At 70.3% G+C, this 19,240-nt stretch carries 19 protein-coding genes; 8 read left to right on the top strand and 11 right to left on the bottom strand.

Annotated elements, in window-relative coordinates:
• On the top strand, positions 1–851 hold an 851-nt coding region (locus E1294_RS43865), incomplete at its 5' end, for a beta-propeller domain-containing protein (RefSeq protein ID WP_181958649.1).
• A gap of 4 nt (positions 852–855) precedes the next feature.
• On the opposite strand, the gene E1294_RS43860 is transcribed toward E1294_RS43865, so the two are convergent.
• Together E1294_RS43860 and E1294_RS43855 are read right to left on the bottom strand one after the other, a co-directional pair.
• Positions 856–2,589, bottom strand: coding sequence for a glycerol-3-phosphate dehydrogenase/oxidase (locus E1294_RS43860; protein ID WP_132517349.1), 1,734 nt, complete (start codon positions 2,587–2,589; stop codon positions 856–858).
• 77 nt (positions 2,590–2,666) lie between these two features.
• On the bottom strand, positions 2,667–3,437 hold the full coding sequence (locus tag E1294_RS43855; RefSeq protein ID WP_132517347.1) for a DeoR/GlpR family DNA-binding transcription regulator: 771 nt from the start codon (positions 3,435–3,437) through the stop codon (positions 2,667–2,669).
• A gap of 129 nt (positions 3,438–3,566) precedes the next feature.
• Between E1294_RS43855 and E1294_RS43850 the strand changes: the two genes are divergently transcribed.
• From E1294_RS43850 to E1294_RS43835, 4 genes are read left to right on the top strand one after another with little or no spacing between them, the layout of a single operon-like run.
• Positions 3,567–4,439, top strand: a complete 873-nt coding sequence (locus tag E1294_RS43850) for an SIS domain-containing protein (RefSeq protein ID WP_220448283.1) — start codon at positions 3,567–3,569, stop codon at positions 4,437–4,439.
• Positions 4,436–5,572 (top strand): N-acetylglucosamine-6-phosphate deacetylase, encoded by a 1,137-nt coding sequence (gene nagA, locus E1294_RS43845; protein ID WP_132517343.1) that lies wholly within the window; start codon positions 4,436–4,438, stop codon positions 5,570–5,572. The genes E1294_RS43850 and nagA overlap by 4 nt, the downstream gene beginning before the upstream one ends.
• Complete coding sequence (locus tag E1294_RS43840) at positions 5,569–6,567, top strand: 1-phosphofructokinase family hexose kinase (RefSeq protein WP_132517341.1); 999 nt, start codon at positions 5,569–5,571, stop codon at positions 6,565–6,567. The genes nagA and E1294_RS43840 overlap by 4 nt, the downstream gene beginning before the upstream one ends.
• A gap of 13 nt (positions 6,568–6,580) precedes the next feature.
• Positions 6,581–7,405 carry a class II fructose-bisphosphate aldolase gene (locus E1294_RS43835; protein WP_132517339.1) on the top strand — a complete coding sequence of 275 codons (825 nt, stop codon included), beginning with the start codon at positions 6,581–6,583 and terminating at the stop codon, positions 7,403–7,405.
• A gap of 207 nt (positions 7,406–7,612) precedes the next feature.
• Here E1294_RS43835 and E1294_RS43830 read toward each other — a convergent pair whose 3' ends face one another.
• The gene (locus tag E1294_RS43830) at positions 7,613–8,326 is read right to left on the bottom strand and encodes a serine hydrolase domain-containing protein (RefSeq protein ID WP_132517337.1); all 714 of its coding nucleotides are present in this window, start codon (positions 8,324–8,326) and stop codon (positions 7,613–7,615) included.
• Positions 8,327–8,387: 61 nt separating this feature from the next.
• Positions 8,388–9,608 (bottom strand): MFS transporter, encoded by a 1,221-nt coding sequence (locus E1294_RS43825; protein WP_165977812.1) that lies wholly within the window; start codon positions 9,606–9,608, stop codon positions 8,388–8,390.
• A 142-nt stretch (positions 9,609–9,750) separates the two neighbouring features.
• Here E1294_RS43825 and E1294_RS43820 point away from each other — a divergent pair, with 142 nt between their 5' ends.
• Complete coding sequence (locus E1294_RS43820) at positions 9,751–11,160, top strand: AlkA N-terminal domain-containing protein (RefSeq protein ID WP_132517353.1); 1,410 nt, start codon at positions 9,751–9,753, stop codon at positions 11,158–11,160.
• A 30-nt stretch (positions 11,161–11,190) separates the two neighbouring features.
• Here the strand turns inward: E1294_RS43820 and E1294_RS43815 are convergent, their stop codons facing one another.
• The 5 genes from E1294_RS43815 to guaB form a co-directional block, all read right to left on the bottom strand.
• On the bottom strand, positions 11,191–11,976 hold the full coding sequence (locus tag E1294_RS43815; protein WP_132517333.1) for a phosphotransferase family protein: 786 nt from the start codon (positions 11,974–11,976) through the stop codon (positions 11,191–11,193).
• Between the two features lie 9 nt (positions 11,977–11,985).
• Positions 11,986–13,209, bottom strand: a complete 1,224-nt coding sequence (locus E1294_RS43810; protein WP_132517331.1) for an RNA polymerase sigma factor — start codon at positions 13,207–13,209, stop codon at positions 11,986–11,988.
• A 21-nt stretch (positions 13,210–13,230) separates the two neighbouring features.
• Positions 13,231–13,485 carry a hypothetical protein gene (locus E1294_RS43805; RefSeq protein WP_132517329.1) on the bottom strand — a complete coding sequence of 85 codons (255 nt, stop codon included), beginning with the start codon at positions 13,483–13,485 and terminating at the stop codon, positions 13,231–13,233.
• Positions 13,486–13,547: 62 nt separating this feature from the next.
• Positions 13,548–14,669: a GuaB3 family IMP dehydrogenase-related protein gene (locus E1294_RS43800; RefSeq protein WP_181958647.1), complete on the bottom strand. Its 1,122-nt coding sequence runs from the start codon at positions 14,667–14,669 to the stop codon at positions 13,548–13,550.
• 4 nt (positions 14,670–14,673) lie between these two features.
• Positions 14,674–16,155 (bottom strand): IMP dehydrogenase, encoded by a 1,482-nt coding sequence (guaB, locus tag E1294_RS43795; protein WP_132517327.1) that lies wholly within the window; start codon positions 16,153–16,155, stop codon positions 14,674–14,676.
• Between the two features lie 492 nt (positions 16,156–16,647).
• Between guaB and E1294_RS43790 the strand changes: the two genes are divergently transcribed.
• Positions 16,648–17,658 (top strand): helix-turn-helix transcriptional regulator, encoded by a 1,011-nt coding sequence (locus tag E1294_RS43790; RefSeq protein WP_132517325.1) that lies wholly within the window; start codon positions 16,648–16,650, stop codon positions 17,656–17,658.
• Positions 17,659–17,697: 39 nt separating this feature from the next.
• Entirely contained in the window at positions 17,698–18,075 is a 378-nt protein-coding gene (locus tag E1294_RS43785) for a DUF5319 domain-containing protein (RefSeq protein WP_090930411.1), read from the top strand.
• A 109-nt stretch (positions 18,076–18,184) separates the two neighbouring features.
• On the opposite strand, the gene E1294_RS43780 is transcribed toward E1294_RS43785, so the two are convergent.
• Complete coding sequence (locus tag E1294_RS43780) at positions 18,185–18,820, bottom strand: sigma-70 family RNA polymerase sigma factor (protein ID WP_132334441.1); 636 nt, start codon at positions 18,818–18,820, stop codon at positions 18,185–18,187.
• Positions 18,821–19,055: 235 nt separating this feature from the next.
• The coding region (locus tag E1294_RS55070) for a hypothetical protein (protein WP_220448282.1) at positions 19,056–19,240 on the bottom strand (185 nt) is incomplete at its 5' end.

Here is a 19,240-nt window from a genome sequence, read left to right as displayed (position 1 = left end):
CCCCCACGCTCCCGCCCGAGGAGACGCAGATCCACCGGTTCGACGTCTCCAAGCCCGGCCCGCCCGCCTACGTGGCCTCCGGGAAGGTGGCGGGCCGCCTGCTGAACCAGTACTCGTTGTCGGAGCACGAAGGCCACCTCCGCGTCGCCACCACGCACGGCTCCCGCGACGGCGAGAGCAGTTCGAGCACCGTCCATGTGCTGGACGCCGCCACGATGGGCAGGAAGGGCGAGGTGGGCGGCCTCGGCAAGGGCGAGCGCATCTACTCGGTCAGGTTCATCGGCCCCGTCGGCTACGCGGTCACGTTCAAGCGGGTGGACCCGCTCTACACCCTCGACCTGCGCGACCCGGCGGCGCCCAAGGTGACCGGCGAGCTGAAGATCACCGGCTACTCCGCCTACCTGCACCCTGCCGGCGACGGGCGGCTGATCGGCATCGGCCAGGAGGCGGACGAGGAGGGCAGGACTCAGGGCACGCAGGTGTCGTTGTTCGACGTCAGCGACCCCGCCGCCCCGCGCAGGCTGTCGCAGTTGTTCCAGAAGGACTCCGGCTCGGAGGCCGAGTGGGACCCGCACGCCTTCCTCTACTGGCCCAGGACCGGCCTCGCGGTGATCCCGCTGACCAGCGCCGGCGAGTCGGGCGCGCTCGCGCTGAAGATCGACGACTCGGGCGTGTCCAAGCTCGGCATGATCAAGCATCCGGCGCAGCGCCAGGAGGGCGAACGCAGCTACCAGCCCGGCATCCAGCGCTCGGTGGTCGTCGGCGACTCCCTGTGGACGGTCTCCGGCCAGGGTGTGCAGGTCAATGACGCCGCCACGCTCGCCGAGCAGGCGTGGATCCCGGCGGACTGACCGGCTAAGGCTCCGGCGCGACCACGGGGACGATCTCCGGCGCGCCGAGCCTGATCGCGTCGGCCTCCTGGTCGGAGTCCTGCTCCTGGGAGCGGCGCTCGGCCTCCACGCGCTTGGTGAAGTATCCCACCTCCCGCTTGACCTGCTCGCCGTCCCAGCCGAGCGGCTCGGCGAGCAGTTCGGCCGACTCCTGCGCCACGGCCACGCCGCGGTGGAAGGTCTCGATGGAGATGCGCGTACGCCGGGTCAGCACGTCGTTGAGATGCCGGGCGCCCTCGTGGGTGGCGGCGTAGACGATCTCGGCGCGCAGGTAGTCGTCGGCCCCGCTCAGCGGCCTGCCCAGCGACGGGTCCTGCTCGATCAGCTCCAGCACCTCGTCGATCAGCGAGCCGTAACGCTGCAGCAGGTGCTCGATCCTGGCCACGTGCAGCCCGGAGGTGTGGGAGATGCGGTGCCGGGAGTTCCACAACGCCCGGTATCCCTCCGCGCCGGCCAGCGGGATGCGGTCGGTGCACGAATGGGGCACCCGCTGGTCGAGGCCGTGCGCCACGGCGTCGACCGCGTCACGTGCCATGACACGGTAGGTCGTGTACTTTCCGCCGGCGATCATCACCAGCCCCGGCACCGGGTGGGCGACCACGTGCTCCCTTGACAGCTTGGACGTCTCGTCCGACTCGCCCGACAGCAGCGGGCGCAGTCCCGCGTAGACGCCTTCGACGTCGTCGCGGCCCAGGGGCACGGACAGCACGGCGTTGACGTGGTCGAGCAGGTAGTCGATGTCGGCCCGGGAGGCGGCAGGGTGGCCCTTGTCGAGGGTCCACTCCGTGTCGGTGGTGCCGATGATCCAGTGCCGTCCCCAGGGGATCACGAAGAGCACGGACTTCTCCGTACGGAGGATGATCCCGGTCAGCGACTGGATCCGGTCGCGCGGCACCACGAGGTGGATGCCCTTGGAGGCGCGTACGTGGATCTGGCCCCGGCCGCCGACCAGTTCCTGGATGTCGTCGGTCCAGACTCCGGTGGCGTTGACGACCTGCTGGGCGCGGACCTCGAACTCCTCGCCGCTCTCCAGGTCGCGCACCCGCACGCCGGTGACCCGCTCCCCCTCCCGCAGGAACCCCACCACCTGCGCCCGAGGAGCGATGTGGGCACCGTAGGTGGCCGCCGTGCGCAGCATGGTCATCACGTAGCGGGCGTCGTCGACCTGCGCGTCCCAGTACTGGATGGCGCCCGTGAACGCGCTCCGCTTCAGCGCGGGCGCCAGCCGCAGCGCCCGCGACCTGGACAGGTGCCGGTGTCCGGGCACGCCCCTGGTGAGCCCCGAGGCGAAGCCGAGCGTGTCGTAGAGGGCCACGCCGGCGCCGACGTAGGCCCGCTCCCAGGCGTAGTGGGTCAGCGGGAAGAGGAACGGCACCGGCCTGACGAGGTGCGGCGCGATGTGCTGCAGCAGCAGCGCCCGCTCCTGCAGGGCCTCGCGCACCAGCTCGAAGTTGAGCTGCTCCAGGTAGCGCAGACCGCCGTGGATGAGCTTGGAGGAGCGCGAGGAGGTGCCCGAGGCGAAGTCACGGGCCTCGACCACCCCCACGTCGAGCCCGCGGGTGGCGGCGTCGAGAGCCACCCCCGCTCCCACGATGCCCCCGCCGACCACGACCACGTCGAGCTCTCGCGCGGCCATGCGTTCCAGCGCCTCGGCGCGCTCCGCGGGCCCGAGACGGGCCACGGTCCTTCCCGACGCCATGTTTCCCCCTGGGATGGCTTTGTCGCCTGTGCCCCGTTCCTACCCGCCGCGGCAGCACCCTGTAACGCCTGAGCGGGTCAGGCGCGTACGACCTTTACTCCCGCGTCTGTCAGCTCACCGGCCAGATCGTCGGGGAGCTGGGCGTCGGTGACGAGTGTGTCGATCTGTGCGATCGGGCAGATGCGGGAGAACGCCCGCTTGCCCACCTTGGAGGAGTCGGCCACCACGACGACCTGCCCGGCGCGGCTGATCAGCAGGTTGTTGACGCTGGCCTCGCCCTCGTGGTGCGCCGACGCGCCCAGCTCGATGTCCAGCGCGTCGACCCCGAGGAACGCCACGTCCAGCGTCACCTGCTCCAGCACCCCGGTCGCCAGCGGCCCGATGAGCTCGTACGACTGCTGCCTGGCCACGCCGCCGGTGACCACGATCTTGACGTGCTGGCGGACGGTGAGCTCGGCGGCGATGTTGAGCGCGTTGGTGACGACGGTGAAGCCGCCCTCCAGCGCGGGCGCCGTGGCGAGCGTGCGGGCCAGCTCGGAGGTGGTGGTGCCGCCGTTGAGCCCCACCACGCCGCCCGGCGTCACGAACTCCGCCGCGGCGGCCGCGATGCGCTGTTTCTCGTCGGCGTGCCGGGCCGTCTTGTAGCGCAGCGGCAGATCGTAGCTCACGCTCTGGGCCACCGCGCCGCCCCGCGTGCGCATGAGCATCTGCTGCTGGGCGAGCTGGTCGAGGTCCCGCCGGATGGTCGCGGTGGAGACGTCGAGCGCCTGCGACGCCTCCTCCACCGACAGCCTGCCCTCCTGGGAGAGCAGCTCGAGGATGGCGTTCCAGCGGTCGTAGCGGGACACGAGGCCTCCCTGATGGACGAGGTCAGGAGCAAGCGTGGCACAACCTGGAGAGCCGGAGCCACTGGTGTCCGTTTATGCTCTTACCTGGTATAAAAAACGCAGAAACAATCAACCATGGGGAGGCACGTGGTGACCAGCCACACCGAGGCCGAGATCGTGTCCCAGCCGTCGTGCTGGCGCCGCGCCGTCGCGAACGTTCCCGCCGGCGCGCTGCCGCGCCACGGGGAGCGGGTGGCCGTCGTCGGCTGCGGCACATCATGGTTCATCGCGATGGCGTACGCGGCGCTGCGGGAGCGGGCAGGGCACGGCGAGACCGACGCCTTCGCCGCCTCCGAGGCGCCCTCAGGACGGTCGTACGACCGCGTGCTGGCGCTGACCCGTTCGGGCACCACCACCGAGGTGCTGGAGCTGCTGGGCCAGACCACCACGAAGACCACGGCCATCACCGCCGACCAGGAAACGCCGATCATGCGGGCCGCCGACGAGGTCGTCGTGCTCGACTACGCCGACGAACGGTCGGTCGTGCAGACCAGGTTCGCCACCACGCAGCTCGCTCTGCTGCGTGCCAGCCTCGGCGAAGACCTCACCCAGGCGATCGAGGACGCCGAGCGGGCCGTGACCGCGCCGCTCCCCGACGAGCTGGTCAAGGCCGAGCAGTTCAGCTTCCTCGGCGCCGGCTGGACGGTCGGGCTTGCCCAGGAGGCCGCGCTGAAGATGCGCGAGGCGTCCCGCTCGTGGACGGAGGCGTACCCGGCGATGGAATATCGGCACGGCCCGATCAGCATCGCCGGCCCCGGACGCGTCACCTGGATGCTCGGCACCGCGCCCACCGGCCTGCGCGCACAGGTCGAGCAGGCAGGCGGTACGTTCGTCGAGAGCGGCCTCGACCCCATGGCCGAGCTGATCCGCGCCCAGCGGGTGGCCGTCGCGCGCGCGTTCGCCCAGCAGCTGAACCCCGACGAACCCATGCACCTCACGCGATCTGTGATTCTGTCTCCATGAGCCTTACTCTTGCCGACGCCAGGATCGTGACACCCGGGGGGATCCACGAGGGGTGGCTGACCATCGAAGACGGCCGCATCACGCATGTCGGCCACGGATCCGCCCCCGGTCCCGGCCTGAGCGTGGGCGGGAAGCACGTCGTGCCCGGGTTCGTCGACATCCACAACCACGGCGGCGCGGGCGGCTCCTTCCCGACCGGCGAGCTCGACCGGGCCCGTGACGCGGTGGCGCTGCACCGGCGCCACGGCACCACCACGACGATGGCCAGCCTGGTCACCGACACCCCGGACAACCTGGTCAGAGCGGCGTCGGCGCTGGCCGAGCTCTGCGACGAAGGGCTGCTGGCCGGCGTCCACTTCGAGGGCCCCTACATCTCCGGGGCCCGCTGCGGCGCGCATGACCCCGCGCTGCTGCGCGAGCCCTCGCCGCAGGAGTTCGCCGAGCTGGTCAAGGCCGGGCGGGGCCACGTACGCATGGTCACCATCGCGCCCGAGCTGCCCGGCGCGCTCGACACGATCCGGCTGGCCGTCTCCGAGGGCGTGATCGCCGCCGTGGGCCACAGCGACGCCGGCTACGACCAGACCATCGCCGGCATCGAGGCCGGCGCGAGCGTGGCCACCCACCTCTACAACGCGATGCCGCCGCTCGGCCACCGCGCCCCCGGGCCGATCGCCGCGCTGCTCGACGACGAGCGGGTGACGATCGAGCTGATCAACGACGGCGTGCACGTGCATCCGGCCATGCTGCGGCTGGCGTGCGAAGTGGCGGGCCCCGGCCGGACCGCGCTGATCACCGACGCGATGTCGGCCACCGGCCTCGGCGACGGCGACTACGTGCTCGGCTCGATGGCGGTGCGCGTGGACGGCGGCGTGGCCCGGCTCGTCGAGGGCGGCTCGATCGCTGGCTCCACGCTGACCATGGACGTCGCGTTCCGGCGTAGCGTGCGGGAGGTGGGCATGTCGCTGCCCGACGCCGTGCAGGTGGCCTCGCTGACGCCCGCGCGGGTGCTCGGCCTGGCCGACCGGATCGGCTCGATCGCCGTCGGCAAGGCCGCCGACCTGGTGGTGTTGTCCGACGCGCTGGAGGTGACCGGGGTGATGAAGGACGGCGTCTGGGTCACGGAGCCCGGATGATCCTCACCGTGACGCTCAACCTGGCGCTCGACGTGACCTACCAGCTCCCCGCGGTCGACTGGGACGGCGTCAACCGGGTCACCTCGGTGCATCGGCGGGCCGGCGGCAAGGGTGTCAACGTGGCGCGCGTGCTGGCGGCGCTGGGCCACGAGGTGCTGGTCACCGGCCTGGCGGGCGGGCCGACGGGGCAGGCGATCGACGGCGACCTGCGCGCGGCCGGACTGCCGAGCGCCCTGACGCCCATCGCCACCGACTCCCGCACCACCCTCGCCGTCACGGAGACACCCGCCCCGACGCCGCCCGGCCCGGTCACAGATCGCGGTTCCGGGGAGCGCGTCGGGCCTGCACCGGCCGGCGCCGGTGCGGGCGGGGCCGAGACAGCGCGTACGGCGCTGTTCAACGAGCCCGGGCCCGAGGTGACCCCCGGCGAGCTGGAGGGCTTCGTGCGGCGCTACGAGTCGCTCGTGGCCGCCGCCGACGCGGTCGTCCTGTCGGGGAGCCTGCCGCGCGGCGTGCCCCACGACACGTACGCCGCCCTCGCCGCGATCGCGGCGGACAAGGGCGTGCCCGCGATCGTGGACGCCGACGGCGAGCCGCTGCGCCACGCGCCCAGGGGCCGCCCTTCCGTCGTCAAACCCAACGCGGAAGAGCTGGCCAGGGCGGTGCCCGGCGGCCGCCCCGCCGAGGGCGCCCAGGCGCTGCGCGAGCGGGGGGCCGGGGCCGTGGTGGTGTCCATGGGCTCCGGCGGGCTGCTGGCGGTCACCGGGGAGGGAACGTTCAGGGCGCGCATGCCGTACACCGTGGGGGGAAACCCGACAGGGGCGGGCGACTCGCTGGTCGCCGGGCTGGCGCTGGGGCTGGTGGAGCGGGCACCGTGGCCTGACAGGCTGAGGCGGGCCGCGGCGCTGGGCGCGGCGGCCGTGGCCGCGCCCGTGGCCGGTGACTTCGACCCCGACGTGTACGCCGACATCCACCCCAAGATCATCATTACCTGAAGGAGCAAGTGCCATGCCCCTCGCCGCCATCTGCGACATCGTCAGCCAATCGCCCGCAGGGGTGGGCGCGTTCAACGTGATCCAGCTCGAACACGCCACCGCCATCGTGACCGGCGCGGAGGCGCTCGGCCTGCCGGTCGTGCTGCAGATCAGCGAGAACTGCGTGCGCTACCACGGCGCGCTGGAGCCGGTCGCGCTGGCCGCGCTCGCGGTCGCCCGCCGCGCCGAGGTGCCGGTCGCGGTCCACCTCGACCACGCCACCGACAGGGCGCTCGTGGAGGAGGCGGTGGAGCTGGGGCTGGGCTCGGTGATGTACGACGCCTCAGCCCTGCCCGACGGGGAGAACGTCGCCGCCACCGCCGAGGTGGTCGCCTGGTGCCACGGGCGCGGCGTGTGGGTGGAGGCCGAGCTGGGCGAGGTCGGGGGCAAGGACGGCGTGCACGCGCCCGGCGCCCGCACCAAACCTCACGAGGCCGTCGACTACGTGACCAGGACGGGCGTGGACGCGCTGGCCGTCGCGGTGGGCACCTCGCACGCCATGACGTCCAAGGACGCGGTGCTCGATCTGGAGCTCATCGCCGAGCTGCGGGCCGCGGTGCCGGTGCCGCTGGTGCTGCACGGCTCGTCGGGGGTGCCTGACGACGTGCTGCGCGAGGCCGTCGGGAAGGGCATGAAGAAGATCAACATCGCGACCCACCTGAACAAGGCGTTCACCGGCGCCATCCGCGACTATCTGGCCCACGACGAGCGGGTGGTCGACTCCAGGAAATATCTCAAGGCCGGGCGCGACGCGGTGTCCAGGGAGGTCACGCACCTGCTCGGCGTGCTCACCGGCTGAGCGGCCCGGAATTTCGCGTGGGCGCCGCATCGCGCCGGCCTTGTCCAAGAGCTCATGGTCCGGAGATCCCCCGGGTGGGCAGCGCGAACGCCAGATTCGCCAATGTGAACGGCCAGGAGAGGGCGGCGCCGGGCCGACCATCCGCACGTGACGACTGTCTGGCACATACCGGCCGGTCGAATGGTGCCCGGGCTCTCGGCCGGTTATTCATCGCCGAGAGTGCCGCAGAACGTGGCAACCACTGATTTCTTGAATCGCGGCCCAGATCTTTGATTGGCGCGCGCCCAGGAACTCGGGCAGGTTGACCGAGATGCTGATGTGACTGCGGCCATCGTCGGAGTGCACCGACTGGGTCTCGAATCCCTGGATGCTGCCGTCCTTACCCCACACCTTCATTCCGCAGGGAAGCGGCCACTCGACCATTCCCAGACCGTCCCTGGGCCCACCCGGGCCTCCCATGGGGACAGTGGTCTTCATGGCGGCGAGTTGGGCGGGAGGCAGCAGCCTGCCGCCGAGCAGTGCCGCGAAGAACCGGTTGAGGTCGCCGGTGGTCGAGATGATCGCCCCGGCCGCGCCGGCCCAGGAGGGGTTGAGGCGTGTGACGTCCACGGATCGGGTTTGTCCATCCTGGTCGATCCGCATGTAGCCGTGGGCGTGCGGCCCAGGGATCGTGGTTCGGGTGCCGGGAAGGTAGGTGTTCCGACGCCTCAGCGGTCGCAGAATGCGCCGTTGAACCTCCTCTTCATAGGAGCGGCCGGTCACCTTTGCGATGATCAGGCCCGCCACAACGTAGTCGGTATTGGAATATGACCAACGGGTTCCCGGCGGAAAGTCGGGGCCGTGCTTCGTGGAGATGCGCACCAATTGCTCCCCGGTGAAGGAGGTGAAGCGCACCTTGGTCAGGAAACCCTCGCCTGACATGGGGATCGTCTTGGTATCCCGGAGATCAGGCGAAGCGCTGGTGTGACGCGCCGCGTACAGGTCACTCCGCCCGGCTCAGCAGGACCACGGCGGGTACGCCCGCGATGAGGGTCATGAGCAGGGCGGCCTGGCCGAGCAGGCCAGCGGCCAGGAGCGGTGTGACGACGACCGCGCCGATCGGGGGCGCCACCTGCATGAGCGTCCTGAGGATGGCGAAGCCCCTGCCACGCAGAGGCGCGGGGATGCGCGCCATACGCAGCGATTGCGCCCAGACGGTCATGGGCGCGCTGAACATCCCGATGATGAGGAAGCCTGCGGCGACGGTGATCGTGAGCGGGGCGGTCAACAGCGCCAGGAAGCCGCCTGCGGCTATGAGCTGGACCATGGCGATGGCCCTGATCGGACGGGCCTGTGGGGCTCGGGCACCGGCGACGGCCGCGCCGGCGAGTTCGCCTGCCGACAGGGCGGCAAGCAGGAGTCCCAGGGCCTGGGATCCGCCCTGGAGCTGCGTCTTGGCCAGCCAGGGTCCGGTGACGAGCAGCATGCCCACGGCGATGTTGAAGGCCATGAACACGAGCGTGGTCACGACCAGGACCCGGTCGCGCAGCAACCTCAGGATGGTGCTGCGCGGTCTGGCGGCGTCCGACGGCGATTCCGGCAGATCCGGGGTGAGGGGCCGGCGGACAGCGAGGGCGGCGACGGCGAACAACGCATAGGAAACCGCATCGAAGGCCAGCACGATCTCGCTGCCGAACCTCGAGATCAGGAACCCGCCGAGCGCGGGACCGATCATCCCGGAGAGGCTGAAGCTCAGGCTTTCCAGCGCATTGGCCGCGTCCCGGTCCTCCTCGGGGACGAGATCGGGAATCGCCGCGGGGAACCCGGCCAGCGGCACCATCTTGAACAACCCGTAGACGGCGGCGACGATGAACGGCAGCGCCACCGGCACCTCGCCCACCAGCGACACGATCGGGATCAACGCCATCGCCACGCCACGGACCGCGCTGTCGGCGGCCAGCACATGCCGCTTGTCGAACCGATCCATGATCGGACCGGTCAGCAACCCTCCCACGAACACGGGCAGCGTGTAGCACACGGTCAGCAGGCCGAGCTGCTGGACGCCGTCGGGCTGGGACAACACCAGCCACGTCAGGGCGACGAACGTCATCCCGTCACCCACGAGTGAGAAAGACGAGCCCAGCCACAGCACACGGAAGTCACGCCGCGACAGCGCCCGCCGGTAGATGACCAGGCGGCCGCCGGCGACATCGTTCACCATCATGGGAAGCAGCCTGGTCGAGGCCGGCCTGCCCGCGCTGGCGGGCATTGGCCTCCGACCGTCGGCGTCCGATGCCCGCCGGTCCTGTTCGCAGCCATATGGCACGCTTGCTGGGGTGATCGAGGACGAGGTCGCGTTGGCGGCCATGGAGAGCCGTGACCCGCGTTTCGACGGTTGGTTCTACGTCGCTGTCACCACAACCGGCATCTACTGCCGCCCGAGTTGTCCGGCTGCCATGCCGAAGCCGCAGAATGTCCGATTGTTTCCGACGGCGGCGGCAGCACAGGTCAACGGATTCCGGGCATGCAAGAGGTGCCGTCCTGACGCGGCACCAGGGTCGCCGGAGTGGAACACGCGCACGGATCTGCTCGGCCGAGCCATGCGATTGATCGCCGACGGAGTCGTCGACCGCGAAGGCGTGGCAGGATTGGCCGCCCGCCTCGGCTACAGCCAGCGTCAGGTGCATCGCCGGCTCGTCGCCGAGGTCGGCGCAGGACCGCAGGCCCTGGCCAGGACGCAACGGGCGCAGACCGCCCGGATGCTGCTGGAAGCCGGCCCTCTATCGATCAGCGATGTGGCCTTCGCCGCCGGGTTCGCCAGTATCAGACAGTTCAACGACACGATCAGGCAGGTGTACGCGACGACGCCGAGCCGGTTGCGCGGGGTCCAGAACGGCGCCCATACGCCCGGGGTTACCACGTTGAAACTCGCCTACCGGCCGCCCATGGACGTTTCCGCGATACTGGCCTACCTCGGCGCGCGGGCCGTCCCGGGCATCGAACACTATGTCCACGGCGCTTACACCAGGTCGCTGTGGCTGCCGCACGGCGCGGGCGTGGTCACATTGCGGCCCGGGGGCGGTCACGTGGTCTGCGAGATGCGGCTGGAGGATCTCAGGGATATCACCGCCGCGGTGCAGCGCTGCAGGCGGCTGCTCGACCTGGACGCGGATCAGCAAACCATCGACGCCTTCCTCGGCGCGGATCCGCGGCTCGGGCCGCTGGTTGCGGCCCGTCCCGGTCTGCGGGTGCCGGGCTGCGCCGACTCTGGCGAGCTGGCGATCCGGGCCGTGCTCAGCCGCCGGGCACGAGCCGCGACAGTGCGCGGCCGACTCGCTGACCTGGTCAGAACGTACGGCAGGCCGCTCTCCACCCCGTTCGGCCAGATAACGCACCTGTTTCCTGACATGTCAGTCCTGGCAGAGGCCGCATGCGCAGGCCGTGCCCAGCGCGGGCTGGCCTGCGCGCTGGCCGAGGAAACGCTCAGGCTGGACGCCGGGTGCGATCCGGACCACGTGCGCGCACAACTGCTCGACATCCCGGGGATGAGCCAGTGGGCGATCTCCTATATCCGTATGAGGGCCCTCGGCGACCCTGACGTCCTCATGCCCGGCCTGCCGGTGCGGCGTGCCGTGCACCGGTTGGCGGCCCAACCAGACCGATGGCGTCCCTGGCGCTCCTACGCCATGCGGCATCTGACGCTCATGCCCCGAACGCCGGAGTGCGCCCGGCAGAACATCCCCGCTGAGGCCTGCCTGCGCGAGCTCACGGGCTGAGCGGCCCGGCACCCGGGGCGCCAGGCGCTTTCACGCGCCCAGTCCCGCCAGCACCCGCTCGGCCTGCCGCTCCAAGGTGCCGGGCGGGTTGCGGGGGGACTCGAGGGAGTCGCAGGACAGCAGGAACAACCACATGAGGGCGTGCAGCCTGCGGTGCTCGCGCGTGCGCCGTTCCTCCTGCGGGCTCAGGCCGAACGCGGACGCGATCTCCACCTCGCCGTCCACCCACATCGACACGTGTTCGGCCACCTCTGCCACCTCGTACGCCACGTCGCTGCGCCCGGCGTCCTCGAAGTCGACCAGGCGGACGCGGGAACCGTCCCACAGGAAGTTGGCCAGGTTGCCGTCTCCGGCGCCGAACGCGGGCGTGACCCCCGACTCGCCCGGCGACCAGCTCTCCAGCCACCGCAGTCCCTCGTCGACGGCTTTGCCCGCCTGCGGCCCTCTGGGCTGCCAGGCCGCGGCGCGCCGCCTGATCCAGCCGGCGACCGCCGTGTTCGACCACGGGCGCACGGGTACGTCCCGCAGGGCGCCGTACGGGAGGGCGGCGTGCAGCCGGGCGCGCGCTTCGGCCATGGCGGCGACGTGCTCGGCCCGCACCTCTGTCCCGCGCATCGGCAGTCCGTCGATCCTGGTCATCGTGACCGAGCGGCCGTCGAAGGCCACGGGCTCGGGGGCCAGCCCGGGGGCGTGCTCGGCCAGGAGGGTCAGCGCCCGCCATTCGCGCTCGGCCGCGCCCGGCTTGCCGTCCGCGTACCGCTTGGTGATCAGATCGCCTTCTTGGACGAGCTCGTGCGTGTGCCGATGATCAGTCATCCCCGCATGCTAGGGGAGCAGGCGGGGCCGCCTGGTCGCCTCAAGCCGTAGCTCCAGCCGTCCCGCCTTGCTCCGCAGGAAGTCCCGCTCCACCTCGTTGCCCGCCCGTTCGATCGCCGCCGCGTACGCCTCGGCCGCCTCCGTCTCGCGTCCCAGCCGCCGCAGCAGATCGGCCCGTACGGCATGGAACAGGTGGTAGTCGTCGGCCGCCGGCCCGTCCAGCAGTTTCAGCGCCGGCTCCGCACCCTCCACCTCGGCCACGGCGACCGCCCGGTGCACCGCCACGACCGGCCCGGGGTCGAAGGCCATCAGCAGGTCGTAGAGCTGCAGGATCTGCCGCCAGTCGGTGTCATCGGCGGTCCGCGCGTCGCTGTGCACGGCGTTGACGGCAGCCTGGATCTGATAAGGGCCAGGCCGGTCGCGCTCCAGGCACCACCGCACGATGGCCTGCCCCTCGTCGATGAGCACGCGGTCCCACGACGTCCGGTCCTGCTCGGGCAGGGGCACCAGCTCACCGGCCTGTCCCGTACGCGCGGCACGCCGCGACTCGATCAGCAACATCAGCGCCAGCAACCCCATGACCTCGGGCTCCTCCGGCATGAGCTCGGCGAGCAACCGCCCCAGCCTGATGGCCTCCGCGCAGAGATCGTCCCGGACGAGCCGGTCACCCGAGCTGGCCGTGTACCCCTCGTTGAAGATCAGGTAGATCACGGCGAGCACGGCCCGCAGCCGCTCGGGCAGGTCGGCTTCGCGCGGGACCCGGTAAGGGATGCCCGCGTCCCTGATCTTGCGCTTGGCCCGCACGATCCGCTGCGCCATGGTCGGCTCGGGCACCAGGAACGCGCGGGCGATCTCCGGCGTCGTGAGCCCGCCCAGCAGCCGCAGCGTCAGCGCGACCCGGGCGCCGGGCGCGAGCGCGGGGTGGCAGCAGGTGAAGATCAACCGCAGCCGGTCGTCCCGTACGGGGCCCTGCTCCACGGGCTCGTGGAGGGCGTTCAGCAGCGCGGCCTGCGCATGCTTGCCGGACCGTGCCGCGTCCCTGCGCAGCCGGTCGATGGCCCGGTTGCGCGCGGTGGTGATGATCCACCCGGCCGCGCTCGGCGGCGGCCCCGCGGACGGCCACTGCCGCACCGCCACGGTGAAGGCCTCCTGGACCGCCTCCTCGGCGAGGTCGATGTCGCCGAAGGCCCGGACGAGCACGGCGACGGCCCGGCCATACTCTTCCCGGAATATCCGCTCAACCTCGGAAATAGGTCACCCCCGGCCGGAGAGTTGCCGCTCCATCATCTCGACCGCGTTCTTCGCGTTCAGCAACGAAGCCCCGGTGGCCTCACGGTAGATCTTGATCGCCTGGATCGTCTTCCCCTTCCGCAACGCCACGTAGAAGTCGGGCGGCAGTTGCGAACCCTGCTCAACGGAGTCGATCAGCGCGGGGTCGATGCCGAGGTGCCGCTGAAGGTAGGCGATCTGCGTCTCTAGCCGGGCAACTCTCTCTTCAAGGGATTCCATGCCCGAAACACTAGCTTCACCCGGCCCGGCGCGCGGGGCCGCGGAGAAGGGATCGTGACAGGTCAGGGATGTGTCGGGGCGACCACGACCTCGACCCGCTGGAACTCCTTGATGTCGGAATAACCGGTGGAGGCCATGGTGCGCTTGAGCGCGCCCATGAGGTTCATCGAGCCGTCGGCCACGCTCGACGGCCCGTGCAGGATCTGCGCCAGCGTCCCCACCGTCCCGAACTCGACCCGCCGCCCCCTGGGCAGGTCGGGGTGGTGCGCCTCGGATCCCCAGTGGAACCCGTGGCCGGGCGCCTCCGCGGCGCGGGCCAGCGGTGAACCCACCATCACGGCGTCGGCCCCGCAGGCGATGGCCTTGGCGATGTCGCCGGACGTGCCCATGCCACCGTCGGCGATCACGTGCACGTAGCGCCCGCCTGACTCGTCCATGTAGTCGCGCCGGGCCGCGGCGACGTCGGAGATCGCGGTGGCCATCGGCACGGCCACCCCGAGCACGTTGCGCGTCGTGTGGGAGGCGCCGCCGCCGAAGCCGACCAGCACACCCGCCGCGCCGGTGCGCATCAGGTGCAGGGCGGCCGTGTGGGTCGCGCAGCCGCCCACGATGACCGGCACGTCGAGCTCGTAGATGAACTGCTTGAGGTTGAGCGGCTCGGCCCGCCCTGACACGTGCTCGGCGGAGACGGTCGTGCCGCGGATGACGAAGATGTCCACGCCCGCGTCGATCACGGTCTTGTGGTATTGGACCGTGCGCTGCGGGGACAGCCGCACGGCGGTCGTCACCCCGGAGGAACGGATCTCCTCGATCCGCCGGCCGATCAGCTCCTCCTGGATCGGCGCCGCGTAGATCTCCTGCAGCCGCTTGGTCGCCGCCGCCGCGTCGAGCGTCGCGCACTCCTCCACCAGCGGCGAGGGGTCTTCGTAGCGGGTCCAGAGCCCTTCGAGGTCGAGCGGGGCCAGCCCGCCCAGCCGCCCGATCGCGATGGCGGTGGCCGGCGAGACCACGCTGTCCATGGGAGCGACCACCACGGGCAACTCGAACCGGTAGGCGTCGATCTGCCAGGCGATCGAGACCTCCTCCGGGTCACGGGTGCGCCGCGAGGGCACCAGGCCGATCTCGTCAAGCGAATATGCCCGCCGCCCGGTCTTGCCCCGGCCGATCTCCACCTGCTGAGTCATGAACTTACCTTCTGTGATAGTTCGGAGCTTCCACCGTCATCTGGATGTCGTGGGGGTGGCTCTCCTTGAGACCTGCCGCCGTGATCGGCATGAGCTCGCAGTCGGTGTGCATCTGCGAGATCGTGCGGCACCCGGCGTACCACATGCCCTGGCGCAGCCCGCCGATGAGCTGGTGGGCGACGGCCGCCACCGGGCCGCGATAGGGCACCTGACCCTCGATGCCCTCGGGGATGTATTTGTCCTCGCCGCCGACGTCGGCCTGGGCGTAGCGGTCTTTGCTGAAGGAGGCGCCGCCGCGCTCGCGGTTGCGTACGGCGCCGAGCGAGCCCATGCCGCGGTAGGACTTGAACTGCTTGCCGTTGATGAAGATCAGCTCGCCGGGCGACTCCTCGCACCCCGCGAGCAGTGAGCCCAGCATGACCGTGTCGGCGCCGGCGGCGATCGCCTTGACGATGTCGCCGGAATATTGCAGGCCGCCGTCGCCGATCACCGGCACGCCCGCGGGCGCGCACGCCCTGGAGGCTTCGTGGATGGCGGTCACCTGCGGGGCGCCGACCCCGGCGACCACCCGCGTGGTGCAGATGGAACCAGGGCCCACACCCACCTTGACCGCGTCGGCGCCCGCGTCGACGAGCATCTGCGCGCCCGCCCTGGTCGCGATGTTGCCGCCGATGACCTCGACCTTGCTGTTGGCCTTGATCTTGGCGATCATCTCGGCCAGGCCCTTGGAATGGCCGTGGGCCACGTCGACCACCACCACGTCGACCCCGGCCTCGATCAGCGCCTTGGCCCGCACCTCCGCGTCACCGCCGACGCCGACGGCCGCCCCCACGATGAGCCGGCCGTCGGCGTCTTTGGTGGAGAGAGGGTATTGCTCGCTCTTGGTGAAGTCTTTGACCGTGATCAGGCCGCACAGCCTGCCCTCGGCGTCGACGAGGGGCAGCTTTTCGATCTTGTTCTTCCTGAGGAGGGCGAAGGCGTCGTCACGCGACACCCCCACCGGCGCGGTGACCAGCGGCATCTTGGTCATGACCTGGTGCACAGGCCGCGACTGGTCGGCCTCGAAGCGCATGTCGCGGTTGGTCACGATGCCGACCAGCGTGCCTGACAGGTCGGTGACCGGCACCCCCGAGATCCGGTAGGTCGCGCACAGCCGCTCGACGTCGGCCAGCGTGTCGTCGGGGCTGCACGTCACCGGATTGGTGACCATGCCGGCCTCGGACCGCTTGACCAGATCGGCCTGCTGGGCCTGCTCGTCGACCGACAGGTTGCGGTGCAGGATGCCGATGCCGCCCTGCCGCGCCATGGCGACCGCCATGCGGGCCTCGGTGACGGTGTCCATGGCGGCGGAGACCAGCGGGATGGACAACGTGACGCCACGGGACAGGCGGGAACTGGTGTCGGCGTCACCTGGTTGGAGGTCGGAATATCCGGGCACCAGCAGCACGTCATCGAAGGTCAGACCCATCTCGGTGAACTTGGACATGCTGCGGCCCCCTCCTGCCGATGCGCTGATGCAGCCAAGTCTAGGGCCTGCCTCCAAAAGCGCACTCACGGCCTCGGGCCCGGCGCCGGAGGAGATTTTCCGGCCTCACAGCTCAGCGTTGGAGAAGACGCGTGTCGATGCCGGGAGCACGATGACCCCCACGGTCCGTCGTACTCCCGGCATCTCCCAGCGCTGGGGGATGGGGCGGTCGGTGACCCGCCCCATCCCCCAGCCACCGGCATCCAGACGTGGCGGCGCGTACGCACCACCGAACCCCCCTCCGCGTCCTGATGGGCGGCGCAGCCACACCTGCTTTCGGGATGCCGACGCTAGGTAAAGCCTGGGTCACTCACCGGAACATCGCAAGGTGAAAACGTGCAATTGCACGAAGTTGCACGCCTCCCCCGGCCAGTCGGCGGAACGAGCGGACACGGGCGCAATGCGGCGTTATTCTCGCGGCACGCCCGTGTCCCCCCTACGGAGCCGCCCACGATGCGCAATGAGCCCATAGCCGCGTCAGATCCCTACGAGACGCTGGGCCTCGACCCCGCCCAGAGGGCTCTCTACTCGACGGTGCTGCGCCTGCACAGAGCCACCCGCACCGACCTCGCGCAGGCCATCGACGGCCCCGTCGAGAAGGTCACCCGCCAGCTCGACGACCTGGTCAAGCTGGGCGTGGTGGACGAACGGTCGGGCGAATACCTGGCCCGCCACCCCGCGGCGGCGCTCGGGCGGGTGATCGCCGAGCGGCTCGAGCGGCTGGCCGAGGAGAGCCGGATGATCGACTCGGCGCTCGCGTCCATCCGGGGTTTGATCCACGACTACGACGCCGGCCGCGACTACCAGAGCGGGCCTTTCACGGTGGAGATGTTGAACGGGGCCGACGTCCTGTTCGAGAGCGTGGTCGGCATGGCCGTGCAGTCACCGCCGCTGGAATTGCACACTGCAATCCCGGACGAACGCACAATGAGCGATTTTGCTCGTAAATTTGCGAATCCATGGATTGATGCGCAACAACGAAATCTTCTTACCGTTCATGTGATCCTGCCGGTTTCCACGCTGGCACTCCCAGGCGTACGCGATCTGCTGACCCGCCTGGTCGAAGCCGGCGGCGACGTGCGCACGCTGGATCGTGTGCCGAGCTGGTTCATGGCCGCCGGTGCCGACGTGGCCGGTCTGCCCGCGTTCTGGGGCGGCAACCTGCCCGACCACGCCTACCACTTCTACCTCGTACGCACGCCGATCGTGGTGGGCATGCTCCGCGCGCTCTTCAGCGAGCTGTGGGGCCGCGCCACGCCCCTGCCATGGAGGCGCGGGACCGACGGGATGGCGCAGGTGCTGCGCCTGGCCGCCCAGGGCCTGTGCGACGAGTCGATAGCCCGGCAGCTCGGAATCTCGGTCAGGACGGTACGCGCCAGGTTCGCCGGCGCGATGGCCGAATTGGGCGCCCAATCACGCTTCCAAGCAGGTGTGGAAGCCGCCAGGCGCGGATGGCTGAGGTAATATCCACCGCTCGGGCCGCATCGGTCATATGGTGGGAAGGTGCTGGAAGACGTCCCCCGCGACCCGTTCGCGGACGACCCTAATGACCCTTCCTCGGCGATGGGCGCCCTAGACGACGCCGAGCCACTCACCGCGGCCGAACGCGACGAGGCCATCACCGACCTCGCCGACGTCGAGGTCTTCCGCTCCCTGCTCGAACCGCAGGGAGTGCTGGGCCTCGTGCTCGACTGCCCCGAATGCGGCGAGCAGCACTTCTTCGACTGGGAGCTGCTGCGCGGCAACCTGCGACAGATGATCGAGAAAGGCCAGCCACAGGTCCACGAGCCGGCCTTCCACCCCGACCCGGCCGACTACGTCAGCTGGGAATACGCCAGAGGCTATGTCGATGGCGTCATCGACACGGAGGAACGCCGCTGATCCACGTCGTCGAGCAGCACGGCCAGCAACCGTGCGGCCGGATCGCCTGAGTCAGGCATCTCTCCACGACCGAGCGCGTCGAGCAGCGCATCGGTCTCGTGCTCTGGGGTCAAGCCGACTCCAGCTCGGCCATCTGCCGCAACCTGGCCAGCGCCCGATGCTGGGCGACGCGGACCGCACCCGGTGACATGCCGAGTACATTACCGGTCTCTTCCGCCGAAAGCCCCGACACCACCCGCAGCAGCAACAACTCCCGCTGGTTCTCCGGCAGCCTGGCCAGCAGCCTGCGCGCGTGCTCCACCTCGATGTAGCGGACCACCGTCTCCTCGGGCCCGGGCCCGTCGTCAGGCCCGTCGGGCAGGTCCTGGGTCGGAACGGCCGAGCGCACGGAGCTCCGCAGCGCGTCGGCCACTTTGTGCGAGGCGATCCCGAACACGAAGGAGGCGAACGGCCGCCCCATGTCGCGGTAGCGCGGCAGCGCGGACAGGACCGCGATGCACACCTCCTGGGCGACGTCATCGGCAATGTGATATTGCCCTGAAACCCTGCCCAGCCTGGCACGGCAATACCGCACCACCATCGGACGCAACTCGCCGAGCAGAGATTCGATCGCACTGCGATCTCCCTGCACGGCGAGGCTCGTCAGTTCCCTAAGGTCGGAGTCATCCGTCCGTGCCGGAAGTCTCGACGCGAGCCTTACCCCAATTTTGGCGTCGGCGACGCTTCCCTCGCTCACGATAGGCATGATGCCCGCACTGATCCGGCCTGTCGTCATGGCGAACGGCTACGGATTGGTCACATTGAAGCGACGATAACTATCAGTAATCAAATGGGCACACTACGGCGAAACGGCTGACATAATGTTTCATCCCATAACCGGGAATGCACGACATTTGTCAGACCGCTGACGCTTATCACGCTCTCCCGGTTTACTGCAATATTCCACCTTTTCCCCCACTTCTCCCCACAATGCTGCGCCTTCACGCGCCGTGAGACCCGCCGCCGACCCCTGCCGAACGGGCGGGCGCGGAGCCGTTCCCGGCCCCCGCCAGGCGCGACGCGGCGACAGCGCCGCAGGTCCAGGCCGTGTTCATCGGGATCATGCCACAGGCATGGACCCGCGCTCCACCATGGGCGACCCTCCACCACTCCCACAGCCCCCGGC

It is taken from the genome of Nonomuraea diastatica, from assembly GCF_004349015.1.
GTDB classification, from domain to species: Bacteria; Actinomycetota; Actinomycetes; order Streptosporangiales; family Streptosporangiaceae; genus Nonomuraea; species Nonomuraea diastatica.
The sequence above is the reverse complement of the archived record's forward strand: the minus strand, read 5'-3'. Positions and strand labels throughout refer to the sequence as shown.

Excerpts from the sequence above, each read along its gene's own strand:
- E1294_RS43860 (WP_132517349.1), bottom strand. The coding sequence starts at position 2,589 with ATGGCGTCGGGAAGGACCGTGGCCCGTCTCGGGCCCGCGGAGCGCGCC.
- nagA (WP_132517343.1), top strand. The coding sequence starts at position 4,436 with ATGAGCCTTACTCTTGCCGACGCCAGGATCGTGACACCCGGGGGGATC.
- E1294_RS43840 (WP_132517341.1), top strand. The coding sequence starts at position 5,569 with ATGATCCTCACCGTGACGCTCAACCTGGCGCTCGACGTGACCTACCAG.
- E1294_RS43835 (WP_132517339.1), top strand. The coding sequence starts at position 6,581 with ATGCCCCTCGCCGCCATCTGCGACATCGTCAGCCAATCGCCCGCAGGG.
- E1294_RS43830 (WP_132517337.1), bottom strand. The coding sequence starts at position 8,326 with ATGTCAGGCGAGGGTTTCCTGACCAAGGTGCGCTTCACCTCCTTCACC.
- E1294_RS43825 (WP_165977812.1), bottom strand. The coding sequence starts at position 9,608 with ATGATGGTGAACGATGTCGCCGGCGGCCGCCTGGTCATCTACCGGCGG.
- E1294_RS43820 (WP_132517353.1), top strand. The coding sequence starts at position 9,751 with ATGGAGAGCCGTGACCCGCGTTTCGACGGTTGGTTCTACGTCGCTGTC.
- E1294_RS43815 (WP_132517333.1), bottom strand. The coding sequence starts at position 11,976 with ATGACTGATCATCGGCACACGCACGAGCTCGTCCAAGAAGGCGATCTG.
- E1294_RS43805 (WP_132517329.1), bottom strand. The coding sequence starts at position 13,485 with ATGGAATCCCTTGAAGAGAGAGTTGCCCGGCTAGAGACGCAGATCGCC.
- E1294_RS43800 (WP_181958647.1), bottom strand. The coding sequence starts at position 14,669 with ATGACTCAGCAGGTGGAGATCGGCCGGGGCAAGACCGGGCGGCGGGCA.
- guaB (WP_132517327.1), bottom strand. The coding sequence starts at position 16,155 with ATGTCCAAGTTCACCGAGATGGGTCTGACCTTCGATGACGTGCTGCTG.
- E1294_RS43790 (WP_132517325.1), top strand. The coding sequence starts at position 16,648 with ATGCGCAATGAGCCCATAGCCGCGTCAGATCCCTACGAGACGCTGGGC.
- E1294_RS43780 (WP_132334441.1), bottom strand. The coding sequence starts at position 18,820 with ATGCCTATCGTGAGCGAGGGAAGCGTCGCCGACGCCAAAATTGGGGTA.